Annotated in this window: 14 protein-coding genes; 7 read left to right on the forward strand and 7 right to left on the reverse strand. The window is 20.2% G+C overall.

Annotated features, from left to right (window positions below; genetic code table 4):
* Positions 1-278: 278 nt before the first annotated feature.
* The gene (locus ACJA29_RS02830) at positions 279-2,090 is read right to left on the reverse strand and encodes a hypothetical protein (RefSeq protein WP_406602385.1); all 1,812 of its coding nucleotides are present in this window, start codon (positions 2,088-2,090) and stop codon (positions 279-281) included.
* Between the two features lie 391 nt (positions 2,091-2,481).
* Between ACJA29_RS02830 and ACJA29_RS02835 the strand changes: the two genes are divergently transcribed.
* Positions 2,482-2,757, forward strand: a complete 276-nt coding sequence (locus ACJA29_RS02835; RefSeq protein WP_406602976.1) for a GIY-YIG nuclease family protein — start codon at positions 2,482-2,484, stop codon at positions 2,755-2,757.
* A gap of 79 nt (positions 2,758-2,836) precedes the next feature.
* Here ACJA29_RS02835 and ACJA29_RS02840 read toward each other — a convergent pair whose 3' ends face one another.
* A complete protein-coding gene (locus ACJA29_RS02840) occupies positions 2,837-6,037 on the reverse strand; it encodes a type I restriction endonuclease subunit R (protein ID WP_406602386.1) in 3,201 nt (1,066 codons plus the stop codon).
* Positions 6,038-6,069: 32 nt separating this feature from the next.
* Positions 6,070-6,432, reverse strand: coding sequence for a hypothetical protein (locus ACJA29_RS02845; protein ID WP_406602387.1), 363 nt, complete (start codon positions 6,430-6,432; stop codon positions 6,070-6,072).
* A gap of 72 nt (positions 6,433-6,504) precedes the next feature.
* On the opposite strand from ACJA29_RS02845, the gene ACJA29_RS02850 reads away from it, so the two are divergent.
* From ACJA29_RS02850 to ACJA29_RS02860, 3 genes are read left to right on the forward strand one after another with little or no spacing between them, the layout of a single operon-like run.
* Positions 6,505-6,822: a hypothetical protein gene (locus tag ACJA29_RS02850; protein ID WP_406602388.1), complete on the forward strand. Its 318-nt coding sequence runs from the start codon at positions 6,505-6,507 to the stop codon at positions 6,820-6,822.
* 24 nt (positions 6,823-6,846) lie between these two features.
* A complete protein-coding gene (locus ACJA29_RS02855) occupies positions 6,847-7,788 on the forward strand; it encodes a hypothetical protein (RefSeq protein ID WP_406602389.1) in 942 nt (313 codons plus the stop codon).
* On the forward strand, positions 7,767-8,936 hold the full coding sequence (locus ACJA29_RS02860; RefSeq protein ID WP_406602390.1) for a hypothetical protein: 1,170 nt from the start codon (positions 7,767-7,769) through the stop codon (positions 8,934-8,936). Before ACJA29_RS02855 ends, ACJA29_RS02860 begins: the two co-directional genes overlap by 22 nt.
* A 49-nt stretch (positions 8,937-8,985) precedes the next feature.
* On the opposite strand, the gene ACJA29_RS02865 is transcribed toward ACJA29_RS02860, so the two are convergent.
* From ACJA29_RS02865 to ACJA29_RS02880, 4 genes are read right to left on the reverse strand one after another with little or no spacing between them, the layout of a single operon-like run.
* Positions 8,986-12,243 (reverse strand): hypothetical protein, encoded by a 3,258-nt coding sequence (locus ACJA29_RS02865; RefSeq protein ID WP_406602391.1) that lies wholly within the window; start codon positions 12,241-12,243, stop codon positions 8,986-8,988.
* Positions 12,236-13,489, reverse strand: coding sequence for a restriction endonuclease subunit S (locus ACJA29_RS02870; protein ID WP_406602392.1), 1,254 nt, complete (start codon positions 13,487-13,489; stop codon positions 12,236-12,238). The genes ACJA29_RS02865 and ACJA29_RS02870 overlap by 8 nt, the downstream gene beginning before the upstream one ends.
* Positions 13,464-14,582 (reverse strand): hypothetical protein, encoded by a 1,119-nt coding sequence (locus tag ACJA29_RS02875; RefSeq protein ID WP_406602393.1) that lies wholly within the window; start codon positions 14,580-14,582, stop codon positions 13,464-13,466. Before ACJA29_RS02875 ends, ACJA29_RS02870 begins: the two co-directional genes overlap by 26 nt.
* Positions 14,566-16,155 carry a type I restriction-modification system subunit M gene (locus tag ACJA29_RS02880; RefSeq protein ID WP_406602394.1) on the reverse strand — a complete coding sequence of 530 codons (1,590 nt, stop codon included), beginning with the start codon at positions 16,153-16,155 and terminating at the stop codon, positions 14,566-14,568. The genes ACJA29_RS02875 and ACJA29_RS02880 overlap by 17 nt, the downstream gene beginning before the upstream one ends.
* Positions 16,156-16,830: 675 nt before the next feature.
* Between ACJA29_RS02880 and ACJA29_RS02885 the strand changes: the two genes are divergently transcribed.
* From ACJA29_RS02885 to ACJA29_RS02895, 3 genes are all read left to right on the forward strand, one after another.
* Entirely contained in the window at positions 16,831-17,073 is a 243-nt protein-coding gene (locus ACJA29_RS02885; RefSeq protein WP_406602395.1) for a helix-turn-helix domain-containing protein, read from the forward strand.
* 13 nt (positions 17,074-17,086) lie between these two features.
* Positions 17,087-17,806 carry an IS30 family transposase gene (locus tag ACJA29_RS02890; protein WP_406602396.1) on the forward strand — a complete coding sequence of 240 codons (720 nt, stop codon included), beginning with the start codon at positions 17,087-17,089 and terminating at the stop codon, positions 17,804-17,806.
* Between the two features lie 114 nt (positions 17,807-17,920).
* Entirely contained in the window at positions 17,921-20,791 is a 2,871-nt protein-coding gene (locus tag ACJA29_RS02895) for a type I restriction endonuclease subunit R (RefSeq protein ID WP_406602397.1), read from the forward strand.
* The last annotated feature ends 4 nt before the right edge of the window (positions 20,792-20,795 follow it).

Here is a 20,795-nt window from a genome sequence, read left to right on the forward strand (position 1 = left end):
TATATCTAAAGCAAAAATTTCATTTATTTTATTAATACAAATTTCACATTCTTCTCAAGATCTATCAAATTTTCAACTATAAATATCAAAAATTATTGTAATTAATAGTTTTTTGCATATTTATTCCTTTAATAAAAAAGTAAATAGACAAAACTATTATTAGTAGCATTCAATTGCCAAAGAACTTTTTATTACAACAAATTATATAGCTATATAAAAAAATATAATGGAGTAAACATTATTTATATTAATAACTTTTTAATTTTTATGATTCTAAGTTATTGCTCTAAAATGTAAAAAAGAATTTTTTTAATTGTACTAAATGTTTCATCTATATTTAAATCAATATTAATAGTTACTTCTTTTGATTCGAAGTTGGTATGAATTAGTGAATTGTTATCCCTATACTTTTTAATTTTATTGCATATGGTTTTTTCGCTTTTTTCAATTACCATAAAATTTTCACACATATAAACATTTTTTTTACATTTTTTTCTTTTACATTTACATATTTTTTTTCTAATTTTATTAAGCATTTCAATAACAACAGAACAGGAAGATATAAACATTATTAAGTACTTGTATTTATTGGATTTTTTATATAGATAGTAAGATTGAAAAAACATGTTTTGAATTTCACTATTATTTTTAGTTTTTATTCCATTTATTCATGATGAATCTTTAAGTTTTAGCAAACTATTAAAATTGTTTCTTGATATATGTATTTCACTTGTATTTTTTTCTATTTTTTTAAAAGTTTTTAGCATTGAATAATATATTCATATTTCTGCTGACAGGTTCTCTCATTCCTTGACTATTAATTTAAATGGATTGTTATTGCTATTATAGTTGGCCAAAAATTTATCAAATATGTAAATAAAGTATTTTGGCATATAATTAATCATTTCTATTAATTCTTTAGAATTTATATTTTCAAAAAAAGTTAATGAATTAATATCTCCTAAAATATTTTTTTTGTCTAAAAACACAAAATCTTTTAATTTTCTAGGACAATTAATAGATCTTTCTACATCAAAAAAAGAAAATAATTTATTTTTGTTATTTTGTAAATATTCATTGAATAAAGTTAAGTATTCATTTAATTCATGATATGTTATCTTTTTATCATTATCTGATGGCGAATCCGTTTTTATAATTTCTATTGAGTAAATATTTTTTTCAATATCTTCTATTGTTAAAATACCGTATTTTGTCTTTGAATAGTTAATGTTCATTGTATTTTCATTGAAGATATTAACCAGAGTATAATAAAAATCGTTTATTTCATTATCATTTCATTCATCATTGAATATAACAAATATATCATCAACATAATGGATTATTTTTTCAATAAAATTTTTATATTTGAATTTATCTATAAAATCTATTAATTTTTTTCTTAAAAACAACTTTGAGGAACAAAATGATAAAAATGGACAATTTTCTAAAAATGGGAATGAATCATTTTCACTATAATATGATATTAAATTAAAAATTCACATGAAATCCATGTAATTATTTTTTACATATTCATAATTTTGATAACAAAAGTAAATAAAATAATCAATATTAATATTGCTATAAAAATTTTTTATGTCTATTTTCAAAAATTTTTTATTGATAAACATTTTCAAACAATCTTTGAATTGTTTTCATGAATATAAATATTCTTCTTCAATATTCATATTTGGATAAAATGTGTGTATTGCTTCATTTTTTAAATTTTCATCATTAAATTCATCTAAAAATTTTAGATAAAATGAATTGATAAACAATCAAGAGATTGGAGAGATAAGAGTAACATGTAAGATTTTTTCATCATATAATTTATGTTGTTTATAAATGAAAAAATTATAAAAATCATCATATGCAAACAAAGAATTATGCTGTAAAATGTTTTCAAATTTATAAGTATTAATAATTTCTTTTTTTACATCATCTCAAAATAAATTACATTGCATGAAATGTTTTCAATTTTTATTTTTATTTATAATGTTTAAACTATTATTTCAATATTTTTCAAGTTTTTTGATATCCAAAATTGATGAAATAAAATATAAAAACTTTTCTTTTTTATTATTTTTACTCATAAAACAATATTACTAAAATGTTAAATAAATCATTGCAAATTAATCTTTTCATTAAGATGCAATAACTACATTTATCATGTATACAAAAAACTTAACATAAAATTGATAAATATCAAGAATTAAGAATTTAATAATCAAAAATTGAACATTATTTTTAAAAAAATTTTTTATATAGTTAGTTTAGATTTATTTAAAATTCTTTTTTAAATATTTAAAAAATTTTTTATTTAGTTCTATATTGTGTTATTTTGTATTATTTCTATATTTTTATCAAAAAAAATGAAGCTAAAAATCAAGCTTTAAATAAACTTAATAATAGATAAGAATTCACACCCTTAGAATTTGTTGATATGTATAAAAATCTAAAAAATAATAAAATTAAGATAAGTACATTGATCAATCTGGTTGTTATGTCTTTTTAAATCAAACAAAAAATATTTATTATGTTGGTCAATCAAAAAATGTTCTAAAAAGAATCAATCAACACTTGAATGCCAAAGGAAATGGTGATGTTTATGCTGATTTAAAATATGGAGATAAATTTATTATATTTATTGTTAAATGTGCTGAATATGAACTTAATATAACAGAAAAAATTTTAATAAAAGAATTTAATTCTTATTCAAATGGTTATAATAAAAACTCTGGAATAGGTGGATATTATTAATACTTTATATCAATAAATTATAGCTTATAGTTGTAATTTTGTTTGTTATCATATAAAAAATTAATACTAATTTTTAAAACTAAATATTGAAATACCTATCAAATATCACTTCTAAATTATTTATAACATCATTTTTTATTTTAGTTCTATTTTGGTTTTTACTAAATCTAGATAAAGGTGGCAATATATTATTAATTGCTGTTCCAAATATTTTTAATTCTCCCTGTCCAAATGAATTGTCCATAAATTTAAATGTTTCTTCTTTATTTAAATTAAATTCTTTAATAACATTATTTAATTCTTTAGAATATTCTTCTTGAATGTATTTTTTGAACTCATCTGCTAATTGAGTTATATCTTCAAAGCTTGTCTTTTGATTATATAAACCATTTAAAAAATTAATTATTAATTCTTTCTTAGATCTAAGTTCAAAACTTGAATCTACTATTTTGCTAATACTTGTTAATAACTCTTTATCTTGATATGGTGTTTTTGATTTCATGATTAAATCTAAAATATAATCAATATTTGTATCTATTTGTTTAACAAGTTCAATTTCAAACACAAGATCATCAATAATATCTTTTTTATCTGATCTTGATTCTTCTTTTAATTCTTCATAAAAATCCTGATATCTACTTAAATAGTCTTGTAATTGAGCTTCATTTAATATTCTTATTTCATTTGATTTAAATTCATCAACATAAGAAAGTAAAATATTTCGAATCTGAAGTATTCTACCAAATAGTTTTATAAAATCTTTTTTGTTTTGAATAGATAAATCTCTTACATTTAAATCAATTGGATATTTAATTAATAAATTATGAACAAGTTGCTTATAACCAGGTTCAAATATTCCAGCATCATTTGTATAACCTTCATAGTAATCTTTGAAAGGACGAATAACAATAATACCAGATGCTTTTTCATCACTAAAGAGTTTAATAGCATCATTGAAATCATCTATTAGAGGTCTAAAACTTACAATATTACCATGATGTTTAACATCATTTAAGATTCTATTTGTTCTTGAAAAAGCTTGAATTAATCCATGCATTCTAACTCATTTATCAATAAACAAAGTATTTAATGTTGGTGCATCAAAACCTGTTAAAAACATGTTAACTACAATTAATAAATCAATTTCTTTATTTTTAGTTCTTAATGATACGTCTTTATAATAAGATTGAAAATTTTCACTTGAAGAACTATAAGAAACACCAAACATTTCATTATAATCATTAATGGCACTATCTAGAAATTCTCTAGAAGATTGATCTAATTTTTCAGTATTTTCATTGTTTTCATCCATAATAAATTCTTCGTCATAATCTTTTAGTTTTTCATTTGGATTATATGAATAGATAAGAGCAATTTTAAAATCTTTATTATTTCTTTCTTTTAATTGTTTTTTGAATTCAGAATAGTAAAGCTTTGCTAAATCAATATCAGATACAGCAAACATTGCATTAAATCCTTTTAAATTAATTTTCGACATTTCTTGCTTCAATTTATTCTTTTTATCATTGGCAATTAATGAAATATTGCTTAATTTATTAAATGAATATGCTTTATCTCGATATGTATATGAGTCAAAATTATCCAAAATATAAGATGTTACGTTTTTTATTCTAGATGAAGTTGATCAAACATTATCTGTGTTAATTGCTCTTACTTTTTCATCTTTTATGTTTTCTTTTGCAAAAAATGTTTTTATTTCATCATATTTAAATGGTAGAACATTTTTATCTTTAATAGCATCTAAGATATTATATGTGTGTAGTCTATCTCCAAATAATTGTTCAGTTGTTTTGCCAACATTTTTTTTATTAGAAAATTCCTTGGCAATTTGTTTTGGGTTTGATGTGGCTAAAATAGCATTTTTGGCAAAAATTGGTGTTCCTGTAAAACCAAAAATATTATATTTTTTAAAATGCTTGATTATAGATGCGTGCATATCTCCAAATTGAGAACGATGACATTCATCAAAAATTATTACAATATGTTTTTTATAGATTTCATGTTTAGGATTTTTGTCAATAAAAATAGAAAGTTTTTGAATAGTGGTAATTAGTATTTTAGAATTGGAATTTTCTAGTTGTTCTTGCAATATTTTTGTGGAACTATTAGAATTAGCTGCATTTTTTTCAAATTTATTGTATTCCTTCATTGTTTGATAATCCAAATCTTTACGATCTACTACAAACAACACTTTATCAACGTAATCTAAATCTCTTACTAATTGTGCTGTTTTAAAAGATGTTAAAGTTTTACCACTTCCTGTTGAATGTCAAATATAACCACCAGCACTTGGTGTTCCTAATTTATCTTGATAATTATTAGATATTTCTATTCTATTAATTATCTTTTCAGTAGCTACTATTTGATATGGCCTCATTACAAGCAAATGTTTTTCAGAAGTAAATACACAATATTTTGTTAATATGTTTAATATTGTGTGTTTAGCAAAAAAGGTTTGAGTAAAACTAATCAAATCTTCAATTAATTGATTTTTAGAATCAGATCAATAATTTGTAAAAGAAAAGCTATTAGATGTTTTGGATTTAACATCTTGATTGCTTAATTCTTTTATATGTAAATATCTTACTGTATTTGAATAATACTTAGTACTTGTTCCATTGCTAATTACGAATATTTGAATGTATTTAAATAAACTAAAATTATATGATTCATTCTTATAACGATTAATTTGATTGAAAGCTTCTTTTAAAGCAATTCCTCTTCTTTTTAATTCAACTTGAATTAAAGGCAATCCATTAACTAATATAGTTACATCATATCGATTTTCATATTTGCCAGAATTATTAGTATATTGATTAATAACTTGTAATGAGTTTTTATGAATATCTTTTTTATTTATTAAATAAACGTTTATCTCACTACCATTATCTCTTTTTAATGAGTATATATAATCATCTTTTTGAATTTTTTTAGAAGCATCTTCTACATTATCACTATCATTTGCAATATAAGTATTAAATAATTCTTTTCATTCTCTATCACTAAATTGTGTATTATTTAATTTTTGAGTTTGAGTTCTTAAATTATTAATTAATCATTCTTCATGATCTTTATTATCTGTTTTTGATAAATCAATATACTCATATCCTTGCTTTTGTAATTGAGTAATAAATTCTTTTTCTAGTTGTGCTTCAGATTGATATGATGATGTATTCTTACTTATAGATTTTATTCATTCTACAACAACTGTTCATTCTTTTGTATTTGATATTTGTTTTAAAGTAGATTTATTAGTCATAAAAATTATATTTCATTATATACTATGATAGTTTACAAAATATCCTCTATTTTGTTAAGAAATTCCAATTCATTTTTATTATTAATTAATATTAGACCTAAATTATATTTTTTAAAATTATTAATATGTTTTTTCATAATAATGTTTTTTTTATTATAAGGCAAAACAACATAAGAATAATCATATATTTTCTTATTTCTTAAAGCTTGAACTCAAACATCAATAATACTATTCAATTTTGCTTCAAAAGAAAATTTTAATGATTTATAACTTAAAACTACATCAGTTATAGTTCAATAAGAAGTTTTGACTTCTTCATTTATATAAGAATTATCATATTTAGACTTTAGAGATGATATTAAACTATAAACCATTTCTTTTTCATTGTTAAACATATGTATAATTATATTATTTTTTTATTAATCAAAATAATTACATTTTTGTAATTAATATGATAAAATAATTTTATGAGAATAATTCATGACGTAAAAAAATATAAAAAATTTGAAAAAGATTCAAATAGAAATCCAGCAATTGGAACTAAATTCAAATATTTTTGTATGTATGTCCAACTTGCAGAAGCATGCGAAAATGGTTATCATCTTTCACAACAACCTTGAAAATGAAGAAAATTCCATAAATTAAGTGGAAACAGATCAAATGAATATTCATTCGGAATATCTAAAACAGATAGAACAACCTGTTATGGTAATGATAGAAAAACACTTAGTTTAAATGAAGTTACTGAAATTGAAATTAAAAATTACATTGAAGACTATCATTAAAATTAAGAGATAAGGAAATAAATAATGATTAGTAAAAAATATCCAGCAAGTGAATTTATAAAAATGGCAATGGAAGAAAAAGAATGAAGTGCTAAAGATCTTTCGGAAAGATCTAATATTAATTTAAAAACAATATCATTGCTATTAAATAATAAAACTCCTTTTACGGTAAAAATGGATTATTTAATTGGTCCTGCATTAGGTTTTTCAGTGGGAATTTTATCAAGTATTGAAGCTCAATATTTAGAATGAAAAAATTTACAGGAAAGTAATATTGATAATATAAATATTGAAATTTTTAATTTCATGTTTAGAAAACACAATAATGTAAATGAAAAGAAACTTAAAACTACAATTATTAAAGCAGAAAAAATAATTAGAGAATTAGTGGACTATGAAGATAATTTAGATTGAGATTTAGATAATTATTTCTATAATGAATACTTATATAATATCCAAGAAATTAATGATAATTTGTCATTTAATAGATTTTTAAATAAATTACTAAAAAATAAAAAAATTCATATATTTCTATTTGACAATGTGAATATTAGAGGGATGAGTAAAAATAATAATTCCAATTTTTGTATTTTTATTAATAAATCTTTGAATAAAACAATTGATAGTTTTATCATTACTTTAACTCATGAATTATTACATTATGTTCATTTAAAAACCAATAAAATTGAAATAAAGCATAAATTTGAATCAGAAAAAGAAGAAAAAATGATTGATCATCAAGCATTAAACTTAATGCTCAATGATCAATTAGATTTAATAAAAGATAATGATTTATATAATGTTGAATTAGATGATATTAAACAATATTCAAAAAATTTAAATATAAATTGAATATATTTATTTGGATTAAAAAGTTACATAAATAAAAGTTTTAATGAAAGAAATAATATTGATGAAATAAAAATTAATTATGGAGATGATATATGAAAAAACAAAAATATCTAATTAATTTAAATCATGTCCATTCATACAATAGTTTAAAAAATTTTTCAGATATTTGCAATGGATTTTTTGTAAGTTCATGTAATTTAAAAAAAGAATATATGAAAAAATTATTAAAATCTAAAAACTATGACTTTGATGTTTATATTGATTTTTTTCATTATGTATCTACTGTTGAAATTTCCAAAAAAAATACTAATAGATTTAATAATGAAATTAACTCTAGATTAATTGAGGAAATATCTATCAAAAAAAACTTGGTTAGTTTATTTTTGCTAAAAAAAGATGAAGAAGCAATTTCAGAAATTAAAAGATCAATTCAAAATTGAATAAAATTAATATCTGCAACTGAAAAAACATCAAAATTCATATTTGCTATACCATTTCCAATGATAGGTAGTGGGAGTATATATAAAAAAATTATTGATACATATTGCGATGAATTGATAAAAAATTTTGAAAAATTTAACAATACTAATAAATTTATTCATATTGTTTTAAAAGTTGGAAATCGAGTTGAAAATAATATTTTAGAATCAATAAATCATTTAATAAAAACTTTAAATATTGATGATATATTTATAAGCATTTGAAGAAATGATAATGTATTACTAACAAATAAAGAAGAAATATCAAAAATTAAAAAAACAATTAATTGCCTTTATAGTGAATCAAAAAATATTTTTTTAAATTATTTACACAATGAATTTATATTATTCTCTTACATTTTTAAAGATATAAATATTAATTATGTATTTGGAACATATGAACAAACAAAAATATTATCTCCAAAAATTAGGTGAATGAATGAAGACAATAATTTCCAAAGATTTGATAATAAGATATATCTAGAAAAATATGGAATAAATGTGAAATTAAAAAGACTTCATGAATTATTAGAATTTGATCTGGATGAATATATTAATGAAAACGTTCTAACATTCAAAAATAATGATAGTTTTAGATTTAATATAGAAAATATGAAAAAAACATTATCAAAAAATATAATATCTACACAAAAAAATATCGTTCAAAATATCAAAAATATTCTAATTGATCCTTATTCAAAAAAATTGTTTAACAAGGCTTCAATATATTTACTAGAAACATATTTATCTATGTATGAATTAAATTTAGAGGATAAAAATTAAATTTTAATTAAAGTTTATTATAAATTCTTTTTTTAATTTAACAATTTTATTATCTATCATAATCAATATTGTTTTTAATAAATTTATTGATTTCTTCTAAAAAATATTCTTCTTTTAGATTTTTGACACCTTTTTCTGCTAATAAAAACAGCAAAGAATATAATTCATTTCACAACTCATATTCAATATTTTCTTTAAATGTATTTATTTTATATATAGATAATATGGATAATATTATATTTCCAATTTTAATTATGTATTCAGAAATGTTATTTTTATTAATAAATTCAAAAATATTTAGTATAGCATCACAAAAATATTTAATTTCATTCACAGAAGACAAAGTATCTCTATATTCTTCATTATATAATTCATTCATTTTTTTTGCAAAAAACAAAGAGTCTTTAATTTCATCAAAACTCAAAACAAAAGTTTTTATGTATTCTATTTTTTTGTATAAATAAGAGTGGAATATTTTGTACACTTTTTCTTTGTTATTTATATTCATTCTTTGAAATGAAATTTTTAAAAAATTTAAAAAATAATCATTATATTTATTTTCCATATATTCAAAATGGTTATTACTTAAAAATATTTTCAAAAAATCTTCAATATATTCTTTATATTCAATGCAATTACTTATAAAAAGATACACTATTCTTTCATTAAAAGAATTTTCAAATTTAAATTTTTTTATAAATGAAAAAAATTTAGAATTAAATTTTTCATATTTAATTATTTTTTTCACACTATCTTTTTTCTTGAAGTAAACATCATATATGTATTTTAAGTAAATTGTTTCTTCGTCATTCCAGTCATTTATTTTTAAATTTACAATATCATAATATGTTTTTATTAAATTATAATTTTCGTCATTATCAAAAAAATGTTCTATATTTATTTTTCTAATATTTAATTTTTCTATCAACAATATAAATGCAAAATTTTTATTTGTTATATAATAAAAATCAAATGAGGGGTTTAATTTCCCATTAAAGATAAAATTATGAATGAAAGTATTAGAAAACCAAATAAAATTTTTAACTTGTAGATAATCTATTATTTCAATAACTTCTTCTAATTTTAATTCTTCAAATGATTTATGATAAGAATTAAAATATTCAACTGATTTAATTGCATAATTTTCATTATATTCCAAAATAAGATCATCACACTTTTTTAAAATTTCTGTTGTTTTTTCAATATGTGAATTATTATTTAATTTCAATACAATATCATTAAAAATATTTGTTATAAAATGAAAAAAATCAAAAGATGTCACTTTTTTTAATGATTCTGAATTATTATATATTTCATATATTTGTTTTAGAACATTATCATATTTATCGTTTTTTATATCTTGACTAATATTCTTATAATTTTTATCTAGCAAATTAATATTATCTACTATATGAGCTTCTTTAAGAAGTTTATCAAAATCTTTCTTTTGTTCATTTGTAAATTTTTTTAAATATTTTTGTAATCTTTTTGAACGATTTATTATTATATAAAGATTTAATAAAACATCATTTGAATTATTATTAAAAATATTCAATAGAATATCATTATGTTCTTCAAAATAAATTTCAAATAAATTTATTGTAATATTTAAAATTCTCTCTTCAAATGAATTAATATAATTAAAAAAACTAACTTCAGATAAAAAATTATTAATGTTTGTATTAAAAGTATTGAAAATTAAATTGACTATATCTATTTTTTTATGTATTAAAATAGATAGCTCATACAAATAAAATAACAATTTAATTTTATCTATATATAATTGATTTTTTTTATAATTAATTACTTGCTCTTCAACAAATTTTAAATAATTTTTGTCAATCATCTCCATTTTTTTAAATTCATTAAAATTTACGATTTCAATAAAAAATGCACTTTTAGAACTATAAAATCCTTTTTTCTCTATTTGAATTATTTTATTAAATGAAAAATAAATAATTCATTTCCATTCTTTTTCATTTTTTCAAGATATTTTTATTTTTGAAATCAAATCAATAAATAAATCTGATGAGAACTGCGAAATGTCTAGATTTGATTTTATCATATTGTTTACTAATTTCTTGTGTGAAACTAAATTAATTAATTTAAATGAAGGTGTTTCAATCAATCAATTGATATTAATCGGAGTATTTATTGTATTTTTAATATTTTTAAAATATCATTCTAGAATTTGTTTGTCCTTGTATATATTATGAACCAATACACATGCTAAATATAGATAATCTTTATTTTTTAATTTAGAATTTAACTCTTTTATTTTGCTTTTTTTCTTATTATTAAAATCTTTTAAAATTTCTTTATCTATATTTTTTAAATTAAGCTTTCCATTAGAATTAATTGTAAAAAATTCAAAAAATTTTATTACTTTTTTTAATTCGTTATTTCATTTCTCAATTATATGATTAAATATTGAGTTGGCAGAAAGATGTTTATCATTATCTTCATTAAAAAATAAAATTAAATGATTATTATTTTTATATTCTTTGTGAAATTTTTCAATTTGGTTTATTGGAATAGATTTAAGATCATGAATACTTTTATTTAAATTTAAGTATTTATCTAAATTTAAAACTTCTCTTAAATCTCGTATTCAAATTATAATATTTTCTCTTGAAATAACACTTCTAAATAAAGTGTTTATATGTAATTCTGAGTAACTGCTACCAAAAATGAAAATTACATTATTTTTTTCATTAAATTCTGAATGAAAAAAATTGGATAAAGTTTTATAATAGTTATTCTTATCATTAAAAAATTTTCAATAACTTTCAACATTATAAATAAATTCATTATTAGAAAAATTATGCATTTTTAAAATTGAATAGTTGTGTATTTTATTGTCAAATAAAATTAAATCATTAAGAGTAAAAATATTGCTTAACAAAAAATAATTTTCAATTGTATTACAGTGGTTAGTTGTTATTATTTTTAATTTGTTATTGAATTTTTGCGTACTTGAATTAAAAGATGAAAAAGTGTTTCATAGATCTCTTAAACCATAGTTTTTATATTTTTTTTGATTTTCATTAATTTTTTTTATTTTATTTTTATAATCAAAATCAATATATATTAAATCAGCAAATGAATTGATATCTAATTTGTTATAAAATTTTTGGTTTACCATCTTTTTCCATGATTTATCATCATCACTTACATAATTCACAAAACCAGAACCCAGAAAAAAATAAATACCCAGTTCATCACGATTATTTACAATAAATTTAATTATTTCATCAATTGTTTTAAGATTCAGTTTTTTTATTTTTTCAACATCTTCATTATTCATCATTTACTCCAAAATCTAATAGAAAATCTCTATAGTATTCATATTGTTTATTTCTTAATTCAATTTCTTTAGGGAGTCCATTCTGAATATCATTAATTAAAGAACTAAATTTATCTAATATTTTTACTATTTTATTTTGAACTTCAATTGGAGGAATAGGTATTTGAAGATTTTCAAACAAACTTTTTTTTATATAAAATCTTGTTATACCTCTTATTGATTTTTTTATTTCCAACCTAAATCATTTGCTTCTAAAATAATATTTTAAATAACTTGGATTTAATATTCTTGAATATTCTTTCTTTATTCTTAAACCAAATAAATGATCATCTAAAAAAATTCCATTATTAATATTATTTTCAATAACAGAAGATAAACCACATTCTTCAATTGTCTCAGATGAAGAAGTAAACAAAATATCACCTTTAAATAAAGTGTTTTGTTTTTGTGATTTTACTGTAGCATAATATAATTTATTAACATCTACACTTAAATTATTAAAAACATTTAAATAATCAATAAATTGACAATTACCTGAATTTTGTCATTTTTTTGATACTGAAGTCATTCCATTAAAAATATTAAATATATCACCTATTTTATTTATACTGCTTATTCTATTTATATCATTTAGCAATTTATCTCTATAATATTTATATTGTTCTTTTCTAAAGGTAAGCTCTGCTGTAAGCTCTGCTTTATAATTAGTAAATTTATCTAATATTTCTACTATTTTATTTTGAGTTTCGATTGGAGGTATGGGTATTTTAATATCTAATATTTCTCTCATATCTGGATGTTTAACACCACTTCCTCTATAGCAAGTTTCAATGTATTCAATATTGGATAATAGAAAATAATAAATATATTTTAATGAATAAATATTAGAGTTAATAGATGAACAAACTAAATTTAGTGAATTTATAAATTCACCATTATGGTATTTTAAATTTGCTGAACCTCCCTCTGGAAGCAAAATAACTTCTCCTGAATTAATTTTATTTTTAGCTAATTCATAATTAGTATATCCATCAAATTTGCCTGTAGATATTAATCTTATATTTCCATTTTCAGCAACTAGATTTTTTAATTCTTTTGCTGAAACACTTTTAATATTAATTTTTTCTTTTTGTTTAGTTTTATTTACAGAATTAAATGTTTTGTTTCATTTTGTTATTTCTCAAAGATATTTTATATTTGCATTACCCATATTTTCCTTTCTATTTTGTGAAATTAATATTCTCATCTATTTTTCCTTTAGCCCCATTAGACAATAAGAATATGATGAATTTATAAATGCTATCAACATTTTTTGATATTCATTTTTCGAATTTTTGTTTTTTATTTGATATTTTTGTTATACAAATAAATTCATTAATTAAAGAGCAATAAATTGAATAATAATCATTATTATTTAATATTAAAATTTCATAATTTATTTGTTCACAATTTTTAATTAATTCCTTTTCATTAATTTCAAATAAAGGGATTCCATTCATATTGTTATTTCTAACATTTTCTTTTAAAATAAACAATTTTATAATCAATTTATAAAATTTTGATACTATTGACACATACTTTCTAGAAATAATTTTGGTTGTATTAGATAATAAAAAACAATCTAATTTTTCAGGTAACCCATAATAAATGTTTTCTTTTTTTAATTTACATAATGTTACAATTTTATTAAATAAATTTTCAATAGATTTTTTAAAAATATCTATACTTGTATTTTGTATCATTTTTTCAAATTGAGTTTTTGTATTCTCAAAAAAATTATTATATTCATTATTATCAAATTTATATCTATCAATTTTTCTTATTAATATATTTTCATTTTTATTAAATATTTCATTAATACTTATTGAATATTTATCTCAATGTAAAAAGAGAGAATAAAAATCACAAAATTTAATAAATTTTTCAAATTTATTTTTTTCTTCTTTTGTTTTAATTCCTAATTTTCAAATAAAGAGATTATAAAAAATTGTAGATAAAACATCATCTCCCTCAATAAATTTTATTATTTCATTCCTTGTTCTTTCATCTTGATTAGATAAAAAACCTTTATAGTTAGGTTTATATAAATTATTTGTAAATGAATTTACAGAAATCAATCAATCTCTTAAACTTCTTGCTGAATTTACAAAATAAAATCAGTTAAGCAATTTTTGTTTATTTAAAAATTTAGTAATCACAATTTTTTCTTCATCATTAAAAGTTATGTTATTATTAAAAAAATTTTTAACAAAATCATCATTTGATTTTTTCATTATGGAAAAAGAATTAATTAAATTATCACACAAATTTTCTAAAATGATTTTATTCTTCTCACTCATTTCCTATCTCCTCAATAATTAAATCTATTTCTTTTCTTAACTCATCATTTCTTTTTACTATTTCATTAATAGATTTATTTAATTGAACGATATCTATTTTTTCTTCTTTAATATTAGATGTATCTTCAATAAAGTTATTTACACTTAAATCAAAATCATTTTCTTTTAATTTATCATAGTCAATATCTACTAATTTAGAGAAATTCCCTATTTCTTTTCTATTTAAATATGCATCAACTATTAAGTCAATAGTTTCATCACCTAATATATTTTGATTTGTTTGTTTTATATATTTTTGAGAAGCATCAATAAACATAATTTTCTTATCTTGTTTAGACTTAGATAAAACCATAATATTAGTTTGAATCGATGTTCCATAAAATAAATTAGATGGTAGAGAAATAATCAAATCAATATAATTGTGTTTAATTAATCAATCCCTTATTTTGGCTTCTGCTCCTCCACGATAAAAAATACCTGGAAAACATACTATTGCAGCTTTACCATCTACATCTAATAGATGCAATGAATGTAAAATAAATGCAAAGTCTGCTTTAGATTTAGGTGCTAATACTCCCGGACTAGAAAATCTTTCATCATTAATTAAAGTAATATTATCGTCTCCTTCTCATTTAATTGAATATGGAGGATTAGATACTATTACTTCATATTTTTTATCTAAATCATGTTGCGGATCAACTAGAGTATCACCTCATTGAATATTAAAATTAGCAAAATTAATATTATGTAAAAACATATTAATTCTACACAAGTTATATGTTGTAGGATTAGAATCTTGACCATAGAAACCATCTATAATATGTTTTTCACCCAATAATTTGGCAGCTTGTAGCAATAATGATCCAGAACCACATGCTGGATCATAAACATTCTTAATTTCTTTCTTGTTACCAATTGCCAGCTTTGTTAATAATTTACTTACTTCTTGTGGAGTAAAATATTCTCCTCCTGCTTTTCCTGCTTGAGAAGCATACATTGACATTAAAAATTCATATGCATCACCAAATAAATCAATTTCATTATTTTTAAAATCACCTAAATCTAATTCATTAATTTTATTAATAACATTCAATAGATTCTTGTTTCTTGATATAACATTATTTCCTAAATCATTAGAATCTAATTTAATTATGCTAAATATACCTTTAACATTATCTTCACTTTTTGTACCAATTGCACTAGCTTCAATTTCTCTAAAATTATTACTTATAATAATATTTAATTCTTCAATATTTTTTGAAGCATTTTTAACTAAATTAGAAAATAATTGAGATGGGTAAATAAAAAGTCCTTTTTCTTCTATAATTTGACTTTTTATTTCTTCATCTACTTCATTATCGTTGCAAAATGCATAATCAAAATCTTTATTTCCTGATTCTCACTCAGTTTTATTAATATATTGACAAAGATTTTCAGAAATATATTTATAAAATAGAAATCCTAAAACATATCCTTTAAAGTCTCATCCATCTACTTTTCCTCTAAGTTCTTCTGCTATATTTCAAATATGCTTAAATAATTCATTTTTTTGATTTGCACTACTAATTTTCATAATAAGTACATTTTATAATATATTTATATAGAATAAATATATTTAAATCTAATTTAATAATAAAAAGATATCAAATCATAGAGATTGATACCTTAATTAAAATATAATATATTTTTTAAAGTTCTATTGAACTTTTTTATTATAAATTGTATTTATACTTATTTATTTTTGGGATTATTATTCCCTCTTCCTTTACCTGAACCATTTCCAGTTTTTGATGGTCATCCAGCTCCATTAGGATCTATCTGAGGTTTGTTTTTACATTTCATTAAAATCATATTTTTTACCCCCTTTTAAATTATATATCCAAAATAAATTTTTCATATTTTTCCAATATTTATAAATATTCAAGAGCTATTTTTATAATAATTTAAATTATAGAAAATAAATTCTATTTTGAATTTTGCAAAAAACATAAACAAATAGATTTTAATCATTATAATTTATTAACATATTAATAATTGATACATGAATAACAAAGAATTTAAGACTATAGATGAACAAATAGAATTATTAAAATCTAGAGGATTGAAAATTGATAATGAAGATAAATTAAAATGATATTTATCTCCCAAATTGTAATCACAATCGCAACACTAATAATTAATAGAATTATTAAAGGTTGGTTTGTGATTTTTTGTATAAAAAATCCTTTCCAACCAAAAAGGGGAAAGGATGTCAAAAACTCTAAATAAATTATCTCATAATGAGCGTTATTTAATCGATATTTTATTTAATCAAGAAAGAAAATCGATCTCTGAAATTGGTAGAATTTTAAATCGCTCAAAATCAACAATATCTCATGAATTAAAAAGAAATACTTTTGATGGTTATTACAATCATGAAGTAGCACAACAAAAAACAATTAGAAAAAGATGGCATAATTATTCAATGTACTTATTAAAGTACAAAGAATAATACAGACGAATTTGTGAAAAAGTTTGATAAAAGATATTCAGGAATTAAAACTACTTTTTACAAACTACAAATTGATGCACTCAAACCAACTGGGAGACAAATATATAATTGGATCAAATCTAATCGTTGAGAAATTAAAAGAAAAGATATTTTAAGAAAAACATATGTTAAGGGTAGAAAAAGGTCTAAAGGAATTTTTTCTAAATTTACTAATTCTTTTGTATTTCCAATATGAACAAGGCCAAAATATATTGATAATCGTAGTGAATTTGGTCATTGAGAAATGGATCTTATCATTGGCAAAAAAGAGCATGGATATGAAAATTTAATAACTTTTCAAGAAAGATTAACTAGGATGGTTGTTATTGAAAGAATTAAAACAAAAGATCCAATGAAATTAAATTCAAAGGTATATCAATTAATTAAAAAGAATAATTTACATGTTAAATCAATAACTATTGATAATGGAATTGAATTTTCAAAAAATGGATTATTAGCTAAATGAATAAATTGTCACGTTTATTATTGTGAACCTTATAACTCTTACCAAAGAGGTTCAAACGAACATATCAATGGTATTATTAGAAGATTTTGAAAAAAATGAACAGATTTTTCTAACTTATTAAATGAAGAAATTTTAGATACTCAAAATAAAATTAATCAAATGCCAAGAGAAATTTTTAGCCGAACATCTAGTCTAGATTTATTCAAAAAAAATAATTTAAAATATTAATGGAATATATAAAAAACATATTAGGTGAATGTATTTTGATTTACCTTTATTATAATTAATATTAGTGTTGCTATTGTAATTACAAAAAAGAAAATTATTTTATAATTTTTAGTTATGAATTTAAAAGATTGTTATGATAAATATTTAAACTCTAAATCTTCTATTACTGAAGAATGCATTGAAAATGCATTAATTTATCATCTAATTAATAAATTAAACTACACATATAGAGAAGATATAAAAAACTCATTCCAATTGAAACAAAATTTTAGAGAAAAATATGAAAAATTGAATTCTTATAAATTTGATGATAAAGAATTTGAAATGTTTTGAACTACATTTGATTCAGGAGATATTTTCAAAAGATTTGAAACACTACAAAAAGATTTATATGAACCAAAAGATAAAAATGGAAAAGTTATAAAACAATTAAAATTTTTTGACTATGAAAATATTGAAAATAATTCTTTTGAAATAGTCAATCAATTATGAACAAAGAATAAAAATAATGAAAATAATAGATTTGATATTAATTTACTAATTAATGGAATTCCTATTATTCACATAGAATTAAAAAGAGAAAAAGGAACATTAGAAGATGCTTGTAAGCAAATAATTTCTTATAAAGAAATTGAAGCAATTTCTAATTTTTTTAATTTTACAAAATTATTTATTTATTCAAATGGTGCAAGCACAAGATATTTTGTAAACAACCCACAAAATTTTGAAAAATATCAAAATCTTTCATTTGAATGATCTGATAAAAATAACAAAAAAATTAATGAATTATTAAAATTTTCAGAAAATTTTTTAAATAAAGATTTTTTACTTGATTTTATTAAAAATTATTTTGTTATTGACAAAAAGAAAAATGATATTAAAGTATTTAGATCATATCAATATCATGCATCTAATGAAATTATCAAAAGAATTAAGAATAATCAATTGACAAACAAAGAAAAATCTGGATATGTTTGACATTCAACTGGTTCAGGTAAAACAATGACTTCTTTTAAAGTTTGCGAAATTCTTTCTAATTTAAAAGATGTTGATTTAACTATTTTTTTAATAGATAGACAAGATTTAAACACACAAACAGTAGATGTATTTCAAGGTTTTTCAGATAATAAAAATCTTGTTCATAATGCAACAGATACAAATGATTTGATTGAATTAATGTTAAGTAAAAATTCAAATAGAAGAATCATTATTTCTACTATCCAAAAATTAAATAATGCAATTAGAAATACAGATAAATCAAGATTAAAATCAATATCAGATAAAAAAATTGTTTTTATGGTTGATGAAGGACATAGGTCTCAAGTTGGAGAAATGAGAAAAAATATCGATAAATTTTTTACTAATTCAATTAATATTGCTTTTACAGGAACTCCAATTTTTGATGAAAATTCATTAGATGGAAAAACAACACAAAATATATTTGGAGAAGAAATTCATAGATATACAACATATGAAGCAATTAAAGATAAGAATGTAACTGATTTTGTTTTTGATTTTACTCAATCTATAAAATCAAATTTTGATTCTTCAAGTAATGTTTATCAAGATGAATTAGATGATGAATTAGAAGGAAATGAATATATAGAAGTTGACCAGGGTAAAATTGATGCAGTAGTTTACTACATAGATCAACATTATGATGAATATACAAGAAACAAAAAATTTAATGCAATGCTTGCTTGTTCAACTATCTTAGAAGCAATATCTTATTACGAAACTTTTAAAAAGAATACACAATTAAAATGCGCTATTGTTTATACATCTAATAAACCTGGCTATACAAAAAATAGAGAAATATCTTCAAAATCCTACAATTTCTTACTAAAAATAATTAAAGAATATAACGAAACTTGAGATATTACTTCATTTAATAAATATAAATCATCAATTCAAAGCGATTTTTCAAATGAAAATAAAAGAAAATATGATTTATTAATTGTTGTTTCGATGCTATTAACTGGATTTGATTCACCAGTTACAAATACTTTATTTTTAGATAAACAATTACATTATCAATCATTAATTCAAGCTATTAGTAGAACAAATAGAATTTATCCAGGCAAAGAATCAGGATATATTGTTTCATTTAAAACATCAAAAGAAGATGTAGAAAAGGCTTTTGCTCTATATACAACAGGTGGATTAAATACACCTTTAGGTAAGTGAAAAATATTTGAATATAAAGATTTAAAAGAAGAGTTTGATAAAGCAATTGATAGTTTATTTGAAAAATTTCCAAGTCCTGAAAAGGTTTCAAAGATAAGTACACAAGAAGAAGAATTGTGTTATGACTTTATAAATAGATTTAAAGAAGTAATGAGAGCATTTAATAAGATCAAACCATGTCCTGAATTTAATTGAGATAACTTCAAATTAACTCAAAGAGATTTTGATAAATTTAAAGGTGAATTTAATAGAATAGGTGAAACATCACAAAATGTTAATGTTATTTATGTTTATAATGATTATCAGATTGTTGATTTAGAAAGAGTTGAATTTAATGTTGATTATTTAAGACACTTATTAGACGATTTTTTAAAATTAAAAAGACCATTTAATAACGAAATTGATTTTGAAAAATTTACAAAAGAAAAAGTTCAAAAAGCAACATCAGAAGAAGATAAAGAAATTCTTGTTGGCTTTTTAAAATATGAAAGATTTAAAAATATTACAACTTTTGATGATGTAATCAAAGCATGAAATGCTTATATTTCAAATTTAATTAAATCAACAAAAGAAAAAGCAATTTTAAATTGAAAAACAACTAAAAAGATTATTGATGATTTAATTAAAGAATTAAGAATTAAAAATAATCGACTAGATGCTGAATATATTGAAAAACAACTCCCAGACTATATTGATGGGTATTTAGATGACAAATATGAATTTAAAATAAATGATGTTAATAAAATTGTTAGAAAAATAAGAACCTTAGAAGAAATGTCGGATTTAAGAATAATATAGGGTT

The organism is Metamycoplasma sualvi, assembly GCF_045276925.1.
Classification (GTDB): Bacteria; Bacillota_I; Bacilli_A; order Mycoplasmatales; family Metamycoplasmataceae; genus UBA710.